General features: G+C 43.2%; 12 protein-coding genes. All 12 read right to left on the bottom strand.

What is annotated here, in order from left to right:
* Positions 1–25: 25 nt before the first annotated feature.
* Complete coding sequence (locus BS19_RS16205) at positions 26–1,480, bottom strand: phospholipase D-like domain-containing protein (RefSeq protein ID WP_038176687.1); 1,455 nt, start codon at positions 1,478–1,480, stop codon at positions 26–28.
* Between the two features lie 63 nt (positions 1,481–1,543).
* Complete coding sequence (locus tag BS19_RS16200; protein WP_038176819.1) at positions 1,544–3,571, bottom strand: carboxylesterase family protein; 2,028 nt, start codon at positions 3,569–3,571, stop codon at positions 1,544–1,546.
* A gap of 206 nt (positions 3,572–3,777) precedes the next feature.
* The gene (locus BS19_RS16195; RefSeq protein WP_038176685.1) at positions 3,778–5,451 is read right to left on the bottom strand and encodes a hypothetical protein; all 1,674 of its coding nucleotides are present in this window, start codon (positions 5,449–5,451) and stop codon (positions 3,778–3,780) included.
* Positions 5,452–5,713: 262 nt separating this feature from the next.
* The gene (locus BS19_RS16190) at positions 5,714–7,048 is read right to left on the bottom strand and encodes an FUSC family protein (protein WP_038176684.1); all 1,335 of its coding nucleotides are present in this window, start codon (positions 7,046–7,048) and stop codon (positions 5,714–5,716) included.
* A gap of 38 nt (positions 7,049–7,086) precedes the next feature.
* Positions 7,087–8,445: an FUSC family protein gene (locus BS19_RS16185; protein ID WP_038176682.1), complete on the bottom strand. Its 1,359-nt coding sequence runs from the start codon at positions 8,443–8,445 to the stop codon at positions 7,087–7,089.
* Positions 8,446–8,462: 17 nt separating this feature from the next.
* Complete coding sequence (locus tag BS19_RS16180) at positions 8,463–9,323, bottom strand: HlyD family secretion protein (RefSeq protein WP_038176681.1); 861 nt, start codon at positions 9,321–9,323, stop codon at positions 8,463–8,465.
* 10 nt (positions 9,324–9,333) lie between these two features.
* The gene (locus BS19_RS16175) at positions 9,334–9,546 is read right to left on the bottom strand and encodes a DUF1656 domain-containing protein (protein ID WP_038176680.1); all 213 of its coding nucleotides are present in this window, start codon (positions 9,544–9,546) and stop codon (positions 9,334–9,336) included.
* A gap of 141 nt (positions 9,547–9,687) precedes the next feature.
* A complete protein-coding gene (locus BS19_RS16170; protein WP_051686559.1) occupies positions 9,688–10,572 on the bottom strand; it encodes a DMT family transporter in 885 nt (294 codons plus the stop codon).
* Positions 10,573–10,620: 48 nt separating this feature from the next.
* Positions 10,621–11,574: a cation diffusion facilitator family transporter gene (locus tag BS19_RS16165; protein ID WP_038176679.1), complete on the bottom strand. Its 954-nt coding sequence runs from the start codon at positions 11,572–11,574 to the stop codon at positions 10,621–10,623.
* Positions 11,552–12,892, bottom strand: coding sequence for an amino acid permease (locus BS19_RS16160; RefSeq protein WP_038176816.1), 1,341 nt, complete (start codon positions 12,890–12,892; stop codon positions 11,552–11,554). The genes BS19_RS16165 and BS19_RS16160 overlap by 23 nt, the downstream gene beginning before the upstream one ends.
* A gap of 224 nt (positions 12,893–13,116) precedes the next feature.
* Complete coding sequence (locus BS19_RS16155) at positions 13,117–13,995, bottom strand: transporter substrate-binding domain-containing protein (protein ID WP_051686558.1); 879 nt, start codon at positions 13,993–13,995, stop codon at positions 13,117–13,119.
* Between the two features lie 55 nt (positions 13,996–14,050).
* Positions 14,051–15,394, bottom strand: a complete 1,344-nt coding sequence (gene potE, locus BS19_RS16150) for a putrescine-ornithine antiporter (protein ID WP_038176677.1) — start codon at positions 15,392–15,394, stop codon at positions 14,051–14,053.
* Positions 15,395–15,499 lie beyond the last annotated feature (105 nt).

Below are 15,499 nucleotides of genomic sequence, written 5' to 3'. Positions count from 1 at the left end.
TTTTTTATTACTCTTTTACAACTCGCTAAAGCTCAAACTCGCCATCCATTTTTCTGAATATTCTGTCGGTAATTTCGTGCCAGGCTCCATAGTTTGGGTTATCGGCTGTGGATTCATTACCCGATGACCATATTGGGTTGCCTTGGCCGTCGAGCGTTACATCCCAAAATAGCGATTTGTCGCCGAATAAGTACTCTTCTAGTTGAGCGGCGAACGCTTCACTATGGATAAACAGGCCAAACTCTAAATTTAAGAAGTCTGAACGTGGATCAAAGTTAGATGATCCGATAAAGCTCAACTTATCATCGATAATCAGTGCTTTGTTGTGGTAATAGGTATCACCATGATAAAAATGATCTTCATTGAGCGCGGTATCCTTGTACTCATAAAGGTTCACCCCTTTTTCTAACAGCGTGATTCTATGCTGCTCATAATAAGCAGGAATAAAACCGGAATCATTTGAAGCCGAAGAGTTGGTCAATAAAGTGACGTCCGTTCCTTGCTCTCTAAGCTTTTCAATAACGGTGAATTTTCCTTGCGTAGGGACGATATACGGAGTCGAGATAACCACTTTGTTGGCGCTACGTAACTCCTTGTTGATAGAGCGTTCGGCACGAGTACGAAAATAAGGTTTGTTATTTTCTAGTTTTTGCAGTGAATCAAAAACGGGCGTCACTTCTGTTTGAATGAAGTCAGGCTGTTTGAGATTAGCGACGTGGGTATATACATTCTCAATCACTTGTTTATTGTCTTTGTTCACTCTGGCCATCGTGGTGTAGAAATCGACGTATTGATGGTTCTCCTCGACCTCGATCAGCTCTCGAATTGGCGTTACGTGTGTACTGTTCCACAGGTTTTGATAGTTGGCATCAAAGGCTACGATCACTTCACCTTTAAACAGTACATCGAGATCGAAGAAGTTGGCGTGTTTGTTATAACCAAAATAGTCACTACCAATATTACGTCCACCCAAAATCATGTGAGTGTGATCAACGTTAAAGTATTTCTCATGCAGGCGATTGTCTAAGCGATCTTGATGGGATGAAAAGTCAATTGCTCGGCCTAACCAACCTGATTTACGTGAGTCAAAAGGGTTAAAAATACGGATTTCAATATTGTCGTGGCTGTCGAGCTCGGCGAGCCATTTAGCGTCAAACACCATCAGATCATCCAGCGTTAGGCGAACTTTTACCCCACGGTTGGCGGCGAATTTGATTTCGCTGAGCAGCAAAACACCTAAGGTATCTTGCTCCCAATCGAAGTAGGTCATATCAATACTTGACTGAGCTTGGCGAACCAATTGAATTCGTTTGGCGAATGCCTCGGGGGCACTGGCAAGCAGTGCAACTTCGGCCTGGTAGCGTTGAGGTTGCCAGTTTGACTCAAAGTCTGGTTCGACTTTAGGGTAAGGTTGTGCGCATCCTGCGACAAATGCGACACACACTAGGGCGCATAAGGTACGAAGTGTTTTAGTAAACATAAGACTCTCGTAGGATTAAAAAAGGGTAGTTATAAAAAAGGCCAGCGAACTGGCCTTTAATGATTAGTTGTTGATGTAATTCAGCAGAATATTCTTCTCTTCTAATCCAGTTAGACGACCATCAGGCATACCTGCGTCTTTACTTGGGTTTTCGTTCTTATCCCAATGATCTGAGTATTCGATTGAACCATGGTCAATGACTAGAACTTTGTCTTCTTCTTTAGTTGAGTATTGGTAGTCATTGAATAACTTATCGCTAAACCACAAGCGTGACATCTCGTTCATTAGCTGCTTATCTGTTGAGTTCGGCTTAACGCTTGTTCCATCGAGCTTCACGGCCTTATTGAACACAAACGGTAGCTCAGACGCGTTACACGTACCAGTGACACAACTAATCGTTTTTAGTAGGTCGCCGAAATCGATATTAACCTTTGTTGGGTCTTCTAAGTTTGGGCTATTTTGATAAGTCCAAACATTGAAGCTAGGTTTATGCTTAAAGTAATAGAAGGTGGCATTGTCACTTTCAGCCGCTTTCATACGTGCAGGTCCTGTAAACAGCATATCGTTCATTAGGGTACGGTATTGCCCCATATTTTCAATAGCACCAAGCAAGCTGTGCTCATTGTTTGGGATAAAATCTGTTAGGCTTAGTAAGCTTTCCCCAGTGTTATTATTTGCCCCAAAAAATAGTTTTGTAATAGTCTCATAAGCTGAGCTAGGCAACGCATCGATAAGCTCTTGCAGTTCTAGTTGTGCAGAAAAATCGTCTTGTTTAACGAGTGACTCTAGTCGTGAGGTTATTTGCGCCTTATTATCTTCATTGTCTAACCAACTCAATAAGCCTTCAGCTGCTAGTTCGGAATCATCTCCTTCTAAACAATCACCACAGATTATAGCAATTAGTGATGTTAGGTTAGGCAAAATGCTCATTGTGTTAGATTCATTTTCATTCACTCCCAAAACGGTTGGCACTGTTAGTGAAGATGATACGGGTTGTTGTGTTACGTGGTACCCAGGGTATAAAATTTTGCTTTCAATATAAGGAGAAAATGGCATCAATTGTGACATTGGTGAGCCCTTTGACACTAGAGGCAAAGAGTTCGTAAGCCAGCTAACGACTCGATTAAGAGGATTACTGAACTCTGCTTGCACTTCTTTTAGCTCTTTTAAGTCAAGCTCAGCAAGAGGTTTATTAAATAGCTCTAGGCTAGTGGAGTCTAATTTCTTAGCGATACTTTCTGCTTTTTTATAAGTTGAATACTCAAAACCATATGGATTACTTTGCATTATGGCTCTTCGGAAATACTCACCAGAGACGGGAGCTGCGGTATCTTCTAGCTGTAGTATCCCGATAGACATTGCACCAGACCCTTGACCGATTACGGTCACGTTTCCTTTTGAACCACCAAAATATTTGATGTTGTTATTTATCCATTCCAAAGCGCTCTTCTGATCGCCAATTGCATAGTTGCCGCTATTCTCTGGTTTTGGTGAAGTGCTTCCTTCTACCCATTTTGTACCTAACAGGCCCAAACGGTAGTTAAACGTCACTGCAATAAATGGATTACCTTCATCCGCACCCTGTGCGACAACGGTGTCACCGTGAATCATTGGGTTAGAGCCAGAGCCGTATTCAAAATCACCACCGTGAATAAACACATAGACTGGCAAGTCGTCACCTTCAACCGCGCCTTCTGGACGCCAAATGTTAAGGTTCAAACAGTCTTCGCTTTGTTCTAGAACTGTTGCTTTAATTTGTGGGCATACATTACCGAACTCAGTGGCATTAATGCTGCCCTCAAGATTAGCTGTGTCACTGTGTTCAAAACGCGCCGCTTGAGCGAAGGTAATACCTTTAAAAGATTCAACAGAGCCAAGCTTTTCTTCACCTTCAACGGTTGTGATAACTAGAGATTCTTTCGTTGCGGTCACGTCTGCGTTGCCGACTGCAACATTGATTGTTTCAGACGGAAGAGGCTTTAATGGTTGTGGCTTCGCAGGCGCACCTGGTTGAGAATCGTCATCGCTGCCACAAGCTGAAAGCAGAGCGGCGATAGTAAGAGCAAGTATTGAGCGTTTGGTTATTTTCATTGTCATGTCCACAATTGTTTGTCTTCATCAAACACGCGGTTCCATGCGCTACGTTCATCCTGAAGAGTTGCTTGATAGATTGATTTTGTTTATGGGATGTATGTTAGAGATATATTTTAAATTGATGTAATCACGTAAAGAGGACGTTATCCTACAAGAGCAGCCCGTAGCCGATTCTTGTAGGAGAGTCTGTCTAGCAAAACGGATTAGAATCGATATCCGAAGTTAATTGTGAAGGCACTTCGAGTTTCACCAGTGTTATACATGCCAGTGATATTGTAGTTTTTGCCAATTTGCTTGTTAAAACCGATTAAGTAAGCCCATTGGTTGAGATCTACACCGATATCGTAATCAAACTCAACATCACCAGCGATAACATGACCATCCATACGAGCATCAAGGCCCTGGTATTCTGCACCGACGAAGATTTGTGCACGGTAATCAACCAACTGATAGCCCAACATAGGCTGTACGGTTACGATGCCGTCGCCCCAATCTTGACCGCCTTTGATACGTGTTTGCGAGTATGTACCTGTGACCGATGCAAAGAACTCTTTGTAACCAATCGATAGCGTAGTACCTACACCGCGTAAGTCGTATTCCAAATGTATTGGCACATTTAAGCGGCCACGATTACACACTGCCGACAAGCCACCACTACAGAATTCATCGCCTAAGCCAGGGAATTTATTGTTTAACTTGTCTTGAAGGAACTCTCCCGCAGCGCCGGTATATCCTGCGTCAACATTCGCGTTTACATCGATCTTGCCGACGTAGCCGAAAACATTCCAAAATGGCAGAATGTTAACATCACCACGAATACTCATACTTTCTGCAGTGACAACACCAACCGTATCTTCGGGGTCAAACAGGTCATTTAAGCGCACGCCCTGAATGGTAAAGTCGTTAAATGGAATGTTCATGTCTTGGTTGCGGTATGCGACAGACACGCCAAATGGTAGTGGTAAATCAATACCTTGGCGTCGGACCATGTCACCCATTAGTGGGAAGACGCGGTTAAGTTTGACACTTTCTTCACGCATACGCGGATCAGAGACTTCTTTAAGTTTCTCTTCGTTTATAATTTGTACGTCAACACCTTCATCGTAAAAGGCCACAGGCTCTACTTTGGTAATGATTTCAAGCGGTTTCTTTTTATGTTTGCCAAGCAGCTGTGTATGTTTGGTGTCGATAATGACCTTACCTGATTCCAAGGTGCTAAAGGTGATCTCTTGCTTATAGGATTCAATATCATTGCCATCAAAATTGAACGGCTTTTTGTTGGTGATCAGCATGTTTTTAGGTTCGCCGTCGACCAAAAAGATTTTGACTGTCAGAAAGCGGAAGTAAGCAATGTCTTGGGGCAAACCATACTTAGAATAGTTAAAGCTGATCTCAACATTGCCTTTTCCGTCATCTTTGGCTTCAACACTTGATGAGTCATACGCCTCAGCATAATTTCTTAGGCGATATTCATTACGGGTGAAGGTTTCAATCTGATCGATCACATTTTCGTGTTTATCCAGATGATTCGGGTCATACTTTATATGCAGATCGATATTGCCTTTGGTATCGGTATTTTTAATCAGATACACGGATGACTCTTTAACGTCTTCACCGATAGTTACTTTTCGGTAAGCGTGCTCTACGAGGTGATCGCCTTGCATAAGCGAACTCAGAGCAAGTTTAGGTAGATCATGATCAATACCATACTGCTCAAATACTTTTTTACCATGAGTACTGATTTCAGAATACGTGGTTAGAGTTTGAGGCTGCTCTTCGGCAGAAACAACAGGTGATATTGCTAGCAACACTGAGCTAGCAATAAGTGATAGTGTTGCCATTTTGTTTGAGCGGCTAGGTGTTTTAGTAAAAATCATGTCTAAGTCATTTCCAGTATAAGATTTTCAATACTATGAAAACCCGGCTGTTAATTTATCGCTGGACACCCTGTCCCACATTTTTATTAATGAATAAGTTTCTATTTAGCATTTAAATGTGAGTTTGAATTTCACATTGGCTTAGCTGATGGATGTATTTTAGGTAGGGAAGGGCAAAACCAATAATCGGTTATGGAGGACAATATCCATCAAAACTTAGATGAGGTTAGTGATAAACGAAATGTGTTGAGATAATAAAGAGTTAGCCCGTCGTTTGCGACGGATTGAACAACGAACCAATGATTTGGGTTACCGCTAAAACAATAAACAGGACTGTGATCATGGAAAACGACGTAGTCATGTCAAAATTTGGCACCAACTGGAGTGCTCCCATCGTAAAAATGACTAAGTTATTACTGGCTAATATTTTTAGAATGGTGTGTTGAGGTTTCGAATAAATAGCCCAAATAACGACTATATGGATAAAATAAAACGCCAATAGCTCAAATACGTTATCCAGTGTTGGCAGAATAACCGCGTACTCTAAGATGAATAGGCTTCCCCACACCATTAACGCTAACCCAGTTTGCATTGCGCCTTTCACTGGCTGGCGAACTAGGACGATTGAATAGATAGAAGCCATCATGGGCAATAAAAACCCACTCGGTACAGGCAGATAAATCCATATTAATAAACATGTTGCTAATATAGAGACCGCTTGAAGTGCATATTTCATCCGTACTTGGTGATTAACTTCAAAAGCGCCAAGTGTGGCCGCAGGAGTGGCGATCTGATTGGCTTGTTCAAGCCAAGTTTTTAAGTCATGTGTTATTTGTTGCAGTTTAAGTGATTCGCGGACAATAGTTTGCCCGTGAGCGCTCAAGCTGTGCTGAGTTAGGTTGCATGTACTTTGCAGTAGATAAAGTGTTTTTAGTGCATAAACGATCGTGATCCAATAAGACTTTTGTTGTTTTAATTGGTAACTACCATGCAGCGGGAGCTGTAAAATCTCACTTAATTTATCAAGCTTAATCAATATATTAGTATCATTTACATCCGATTGAGAGGGATTGCCCAGTAAATGGGGCTTCACTTCATTAAGCAAATTGAAAAAATGATCTTGTGTATTTACGTGCCAAATAAATTGATTGACGAAGCTATAAACAATAAAACCTAGCATCGTTTCTTGTAGTCGGAGCGTCATAACATTAAACGTCGCGACGTCGTCAAAATGTCCGACGGACGCAGTTAGCGCGCAAACGATAAATGCCGTTGACCACATGTAACCAGTCTTGCGGTGTGTCGAGAGGTAAACACAGACGGCTAAATATAAACATAAGCTAGCTAAAAACAGCACTCTTTGCTGGTGGAAAGCAGAGATAATAACCACGGCTGAACAGGCGCCAATAAGGGTACCGAGCAATCTTAAGCGCCCCTTTAAAATGGAGTGCGAAAATGTCTCGTTACCGGACAGTACCACGATAACAATCACTGACCAGTACGCTTTTTCCCAACCAAATAGCAGGGCAAAATAAATACAAAGCACCACGGAAAGGGCAGCTTTTAGCGCCTCTTTTCGATACTGAACACGGTTCATTGATGGCTTCTTAAGTGCAAGATCATCGACGGCATTGTCTATCTCGCCCGTGTGGTTGCGTGAAACAGGTCGAAAAATAACTTACCTGAAAACGAAACAATCAATAAGTTGAGAATCATTAATAACGGCGTTTCTATGCTGTAAACGGGCGTTAAGTGAAGTGCGCCAGCGGTGAGTACCAACACTAAGTTAGTACCTAATATTCTAAATATCATCAGGTTGGGTTTTGCAAATAGCTTCCAAATAACAAAGATATTCACAAAATAGAATATGGCCAATTGCCAAACTTGAGTAAAGGTCGGCATGATAAACACATACTCTGCCAGTACAACGGTCCCGAAACCGATGATCGATAAGATCACATCTCGCAGAGCGGTGGCTGGCATTACAGGCAAGTTTACCGCGATCGTACCGCCGAGCATTGGAAATATCACACCACCCGGAATAGGGATGTACACCCATAAGAAAATCGCAGTACAGAAAATGACAACGCCTTGCAGAACCTTTGGGTAGTCGTCATGAAGATGCTGCGCAAATGAACGGTATTGTGGTTTCCAATTGCGATGTTGGAAGGCAAGGGCTCTGTGCTCGGCATTTACCAATAGTGAATGTTGAGGATAATCAACGTCGAACGCCGCTAATCGTGTTTTATGCTGTTGCATCTCTTCGCTAAAGATCGTGGCATCGCTTTCAATGCTTATCCAACTGTTAAGCATCTCAAATTCTTGCAATCTGACTTTCCAGGCATGTTTGTGTTGTGACAATGAATAACTGTCACCAAGTGGCATGCGCAGTTGCGATTGCAGTTTTGCGATCAGAGGTGCCAATGTTTCACTCATTTTTTGGCGAGTGGCGTTGTCTTTTGTCTCTAGTGCGGTCAGCAGTTGGTTGCGTATATCTTCCACCATCGGGTAAAACTGATGGCCAACTTTGATTGGCCAAAGCAATTTGGAGACCAAAGAGTAAACAATCAGGCCTAGAATGGTTTGTTGAGTTCTTAAAATGGCAAAATTGAAGGTAGTTGCGCTGTCTAAACCGCCCATCGCGGCAATAATCATACAGACGGTAAACGCCATAAGAAAAATATAGCCATACTCTGGGTCGGTGGACATAAACACACACACGCCCAAAAACAGCGTCATAAAGGTAAAAAATAAGAACGGGTCTTGAGGGAACATAGCGATCAGAAAAAACGCATAAGCTATCCCCATTGCAGTACCTATTAAGCGATTTCGGCCTTTATGGATGGAAGAGCCAACATTTTCGGTCAATGCAACCACCGCAGTCGCAATTGCGGCCCAATACGGTTTTTCCCAACCAATCCAAAGTGATAAACAGATGGTAATCACGATCGATAGGGAAACTTTAATCGCATCTTTGGTTGTTGCACTAAACATTGGCGTATTACCTATGATTATTTAATAATTTTAACTGAGGCAGTCATACCGACGCGCAATTGCAGATCGTCGGGAACCTGAGACAGCTGAATTTTGACCGGAATACGTTGTGCTAGGCGGATCCACTGAAAGTTCGGGTTAACGGTTGGTAGCAAATCAATACCGGTACTACCGTCAGTTTTAGAAATACCGTAACCAATGCTTTTTACTGTGCCCTCTAGAGTAGTATCATCGTGAGTTAGCAATGTCACATAAGCCTGATCGCCAGCATCAACGCCTTTTAATTCGGTTTCTTTAAAGTAACCTTCGATCCAAAAGCTATTTTCATCAATCAGTGCGACAACAGGATTGTTCGCCACGACTTGTGAGCCGACACGAAGATCAAAGTTTGTAATGAATCCATCAGTTGGTGCATACACTTTTGTGTATTGCAGGTTCAGCTGCGCAGATTCGACGTTCGCTTTTGCGAGCTCAAGATTAGCCTGTGCAGATTCAACGGCATTATCTAAATTATTAAGCGACAATACTGATACCGCACCTGGCGTGCGTTTTTCTAGACGCGTAGCACGAGTTTCTTCATTGATCGCTTTATTGACGGCGGCACGGGCTTGCTTCTCTGCTGCAATGGCTTTATTTAGCGCGGCCTGATAAACACTGGCGTCAATTTGAAACATTAAGTCGCCTTTTTTCAGACGAGTATTGTCATCGACATAGACATTGGTCACCTGGCCTGTTACGCGAGGTGTGACGGAAATAATATAAGCCGACACTTGGCCATCACGAGTCCAAGGGTTTTCGGTAAAAACTTGATAGTAGTGATTGACGACAAAACCAGCGCCTAACACAAATAGTAATGTGATGAAGTAACGTTTAATCACTCTTTTTTCCTTAGAATATGGCAATAAATTGGCCAATAATACCGGTGAAAATAACCACCAGGCACACTTCGACCACCGCAGGAAGTGCTACGTGTCTATGAAAGCCAGTCTTGACGGCTACCGAACTCACCAACATAGCAAGTGCGTAGGCAATGGCGACGGTAACGAGTAACGGTGGTAGATAGACTTCACCCCAAACAAGTTCGTGTGGCATATCAATCATGATCTGTCTCTCGATTATTTTTAATGATGGCTAATCTAACTCGAGTGAAACGAGAGAGGTAATCACTTTTGAAGGGCTAAATCCGTCAAATCTAGCTTGAGCTTAAGTTTGTGGACATAAAAGCAGCGAAAATTGAGCTGTTTACTTAGCAACGGAAGTGGCAAGGGGGACTTTACTTTCACAGAGGTGCTCCCAAATACTATGAACAGTCAGAGCAATGAGCACAATGCTGCCGCCGATTAGATTTTCTGTTGCGGGTTGTTCGTTGAGTGCCAAAAACACCCAAAGAGGCCCTAACAGTAGCTCTAATAATAGGATCAGTGCGGTTTGAGCTGCAGGTAAATACTGTGAAGATTTTGCGATACATAGACCAGATAAAGGGACGACGATAATGCCTAATATCGCCATATAACTAAATTGTATCTGATTTAGTTCGGAGGGCGTCGCGCCATTGATTAGAGCAATGACCGCCATGGTTAGCCCACCAATGATAAGAATTGTATGACTATTCACGCCGCGACTTTTTCTTAATGACACAAGGTAACACGCTGATCCGATCGCTGCCACGAGCGCATAATAGTCACCTAGCGCCTGACCTACAGCCAAGCCATGATCAAAAATGATTGCGATACCTGAGATGGAAACACCCATTGCTACCAGCGTATGGAGAGCGAGTTTTTCCTTCATAGTGATAAAGGCAATAACCGCGGCAAAAAAAGGAGCGGTATTGAAAATAGCGAGTGTGCTGGCGGCATCGGTATTGCTGACAGACAGTACAAAAAATAACGTGGATGTGGCAAAGGCAACGCCGCCAATGATATCGACGATGGAGAAAGGCACAGCTTGTTGTTGAGCCGTTTTACGAGTACAAAGTGCGAGGATGGCAATGGTTGTCGATAACAAAATACCGCGCCAAAAAATCAGAGTCCATGGTGAGGTGTCAATCATTCTTACCAAGACGCTATCAAAGCTCAATATAAAGACACCACACATGGCATAGAGAATGCCTAACGTTTTGTTTTGCATAATTTCAGAGCTTCTTATTTGCTTAAGGAGGAGAATGACAGACTGTAACTAGGCCCAGTAACGATCATTGGTAAAGGAAACGGTCAACCATAAGTCATCGTTGATTAACTTGAGTTGCGACTCAATTTCTGTGCGTATTTTATCGAGTTGCTCAATTCTAAAGGTACGCTCGGGTTTATCGATGATAAAAGTGACATCTACATAGAGCTGCCGCCCCGTTTTCGTTGCTCGTGTGATTTGGTTATCGAAATCATACTGTGCTAAAAATGGTTGCAATACTTGTTTTATTTGCTGCTGAATCGTCTCGTCTGGAGCCATAACCAGAAGCTCCTTGGTACTTTTTATTAATCTGTTGATCGGGACTTTGATGAAATACAGCGTTGCTACAATCACTGTCATCGGATCAACATAACCGGCGAGATGCTGTAACGATTCTGTTTGGTTGAATAGATAGCTGATGGTAAAAGAGACCACCACCAACAAGCTAAAGACGGCATCGACCATCCACTGCTCACATTCGGCTTGAATAAGGTCATTATGCTGTTGGCCTAAAAACTTAAGGTAGCCCCAGCTGCCTACACAGATTAATGCTGTGGTGATACCGTAATAAATACCAGAAGAAGCGTTATTATTCTCAGCTCCACCTTGATGCAATACCAACACTGCACTGACGAAACCATACAAACAGATAGAAATAATGACTATAGATTTAACCATGTTCACTAAGGGCTCTACCGCGGTTCGTCCCATATGGAAGCTGCTGTTATGACACTGGTTAGCATCAAAGCTGTTGTCTTTATTAATCACTAACAGGGCATACATAGTCAGCATTGACAGTAAAATCGACACCCCTGAGTAGATAGCATCAAAAAGGATGATCCCAGATTGAATGAGGATCCCCCAAGTTATCCCAGCGATGGTATAAACTGTCCCCATCGCTATCGAAAACTGGATTAACTGACGCTCTTTTTTTTGCGTATTAGTCAGCATTTTTTGCGGCATAATTTTCTTTCTCAATCAGTAACCAAACCGGCACAGCCAACATCAACAATAGTAAGCTCCACATTCCTGCCGTTGGCCCGCTGCCATAAATAGTCGCAACTGAAAAGACAAAGGCAACTGTCCCCACAGGAATATAGCTTTTTATATTGAGAACCTTAGATAGCTTATCTTTTTTGACGTATAGAATTCCCTCTACAGCGCAGCAGAATACGTAAGGGATCATTGCCGCATCGGTGGACAAATCGACGATCAAGTTATAAAAAGTCGCCATCTCTTTGCCACCTGATATGTCAAAAATCAGTAACAGACTCGCCAAGGTAGCAGAAATTAAAATGCCATATTTAGGCGAACCTGCCTTGTTTACTTTTGCAAATACAGTTGGCATAGCGCCATCGCGAGCCGCAGCCATTGGCACTTGCCCCATCAGCAGTGTCCAGCCATTTATCGCTCCAAGGGATGAGATAATGGCGGCAACAGAGATAATGGTTGCAGCGGTGGAGCCCCACATCGCATCCGCGGCATCTGCAAACGGTGCGCTAGAGTTAATCAAGACTTCTCTTGGCAGTACGCCCAGCACGACCGTGGTACCTAAGATGTACACCATTGATGAGACTAACGTGCCTAAAATGGTGGCGCGTGGAATGGTTTTGTCGGCATCTTCTACATCACCAGCAGGGACCGTTGCGGACTCAATGCCTAAAAAGGCAAACATAGTCAGCGGTGCGGTGGCGGCCAGCGCGCTGAAGAAGGGTTGATCGCTTGGGTTAAGAACAGCAAAGTGGCTCCAATCGACCCAAAACAAACCAAACACACTAATACCAATGAAAGGAATTAACTTGGTATAAACAGTAACTGCTTGAAATAGCCCCGCTTCTTTGACCCCTTTAATGTTAATGCCTGCAATCAACCAAATGGAACCTAATCCGATCAAAACATTGGCCGCGGGCATTTCTTGCAGCACGGGAAATAAACTGTTGAGATAACCGACTAAGCCTGCGGCCATCGCTGGTAAAGAGGCCCAAATAGAAATCCAATAACCCCAAGCGACTAAAAACCCAGTAAAGCGGCCAAAACCTAGTCGAGTATAGGCATAAGGACCACCAGTAGTTGGGGCAATACGTGCCAGGCGCGCAAATACCATTCCAAGACAAACCGCGGCAAGTGCCATCAGACCCCAGCCAATAATGGCTACGGTTCCATAAGGAGCAAGTGCGGCAGGTGCGATGAAAAAGCCTGAGCCAATCATGTTGCCGATGATTAGGGCAGTACAGGTCCATAGCCCTAATGATTTGGTTTTAGTCGGTGTTGTTGATGTCATCTTAAACGTTACTCGAAAATTATTTGAATGCGTGGTTCGACAAGGCATGGTTGTTATTGCATTACTCGCCAATAGCTTTGTTGCTGCCATATGCTCTTAACGGTTTTGGCCAACCTGAATTGCAAATCACATATCAAATCGCTCAATCAATGCTTTGCAATTTAGGCTAGGTAACAAACCTACTGTTGGGTGGTCCGACAGTAGGTTTGTTATTTAGCGATGGTTTATTTCAAAGAAAAATATTTGATCGCTTCCAGACCTTCAGAATGCTGATGACCAAAGTAACCTTGGTACAATTCAGCGAAACCATTGCTGTTATATGCATCACTCAATGCTTTATCGACAGCGAATCTGAAATCGTCGTTATTGCGTGGCAATGCTAGTGACTGTAGTGCCGTTTGGTAAACGCGACCTGACAGTTCTAGATTGTCATAGTTGCCTTTGGTCATTTCACTGCTGAGAGAATCAACTTCAGCAAAATAGGCGTCTGCCTTGCCAGAGCTCACCATGGCGAGACCTTGTTGGTGGGTATCTACAGCCACAACATTAGCAATCACACCTAGGCGTTTCACTTGCTCTTTCACCCATGCTTCTGTCACGGTTTGTTTGTGAACAACGTAAGTGTGATTAGCAAGGCCTCGGTTTACCGTTGCACGCCATTTAGGACCTTGGTGTGCAGGTTTTCCTTCAAGTACACGTTTTAAGTCTTGTTGGGCATCTTGATTTAAAACCGCGCTAACGCCACCTTGGAAGATTGGCAATGAGAAGCTCGCTTGCTGACGACGTTCTGCCGTTGGTGTCACTGCGCTACATAAGGCGTCGATTTCATTGTTTGAAAGCTTTTGTAGCCCTGAATCTAAAGTAACAGGGACAAACTTAATGTTACTGCTCTTTACGTCCATTGAGTTGGCAACAGCTTTACAAAGATCAATGGCGTAACCTGAAGGCTGACCTGTCACTTGGCTCAGTGATGAGAATGGTGCTTCATCAGCAAGGTAACCAAATGTTAGGCTATTTTCATTGGCAAAAGCCACATTCATGGTCGCAGGTAGTAGTACGGAAAGTGCCAATGCACTCTGTACCAATGATTTCTTATTCAACATAACTATTTTTCCTAATTCTTTAATCAACATAAGTGGTATCGTTCGATTTCACTGATTAACTATTTGATTCGACGGACGCTTGAGCCGTTTCGTCTTTTTCAAAACGGTAAGCGATGAAGCCGTAAAGAAGATAAGAAAGCATCATGACTACCATGCCACCAAATACCGCTTCCATACCTGATGCATAGAGTGCGTATGCGCTGTAGATAATGGCAACCAGCATGCAAACGATATTTAGTTTATATGCTTTGCCAGTGACGTTTGCTTTCTTCATCACAATAACGAGTGCAGAAATCGCAGTGATATAAGGAACAATGTTGGTTACGGCTGCAAGGTCAACCAGTTTACTGAACTGCGCGGCAGCATCAGGAGACATTGTGGTTACGGCGAAGACCGTTTGGATGACACCTGCAATCAGCATACCCATTACAGGTGCACCTGCTTTGTTTAGTTTTGCAAACACTTTAGGGAACATGCGGGAATCGGCAGTGAATTTTGCAGTTTCAGCCAGTGTGAACTGCCAACCCAGAAGCGAACCAACACAAGCAATAACAGCCAGTGCCATGATGATGTTACCAACAAATGGGTTAAACATTTGAGCATAAACAAATGCAAATGGAGCGCTAGAATTTGCTAGCTCAGCATCTGGAACGATACCAAAGATTACTGCTGTTGACAGAATGTAAATAACAGCAGCGCCGAGCGTACCGAACAGACATGCAAGTGGGACATTTTTCTTCGGATTTTCAACAGCATCTGAGTTTTGAGCGGCTGATTCCATACCCAAGAATGCCCATAATGTTAGTGGGATACTTTGTGCAATAGCGTCAGAGAACTCAAGGTTATGTGGGTTCCATGCTTGTGCAAAGGTCTCTGCTGAGAACCAGAACCAACCAATAATACCCAAACCTGCAACAGGAATGATCACACCCCAGACCGTGATAGCGCCTATTTTACCCGTTAAACGCGCACCGCCGAAGTTCGCCACGATAGTTAGCCAAATTAGACCGACAACACCAACAAACAAAGGCGTTGCACCAGTGCCTAGCCAAGGAATAAACGGAGTTAAGTAACCGACCGCAGAAATAGCAATCGCAACGTTACCGATAGCCAATGAGAGATAATACAAGAATGACGCCATGAAGAAGCTAGACTTACCATGAGCTTCTTCAGAATATGCTGACATACCACCTGAGCGGTTACAAAATACACCAAGCTGAGCGAATGAGTAGGCGATAGCCATCGAACCCACAGCCGTAATGATCCATGAAAGTAATGATACCGCACCAATTTGTGCCATAGAAGATGGAAGCATGATAATGCCCGAACCCATCATGTTTACCGCAACTAACGTAGTTAGCCCGGTAAGCGTCATCTTTTTATTACTAGAATCAGCCATTTTAAGCTCCTAGAGTTTAAATTAATAAAAATTGCATCCCCACTTAGTCATTAACTCAATGGGAAAAGAAATAAAAAACACATATATCTAATAGAGAGTTAAATA

Origin of the sequence: Vibrio pacinii DSM 19139 (genome assembly GCF_000711795.1) — a bacterium.
Taxonomy (GTDB): Bacteria; Pseudomonadota; Gammaproteobacteria; order Enterobacterales; family Vibrionaceae; genus Vibrio; species Vibrio pacinii.
This window is presented reverse-complemented; position numbering and strand designations above follow the sequence as displayed.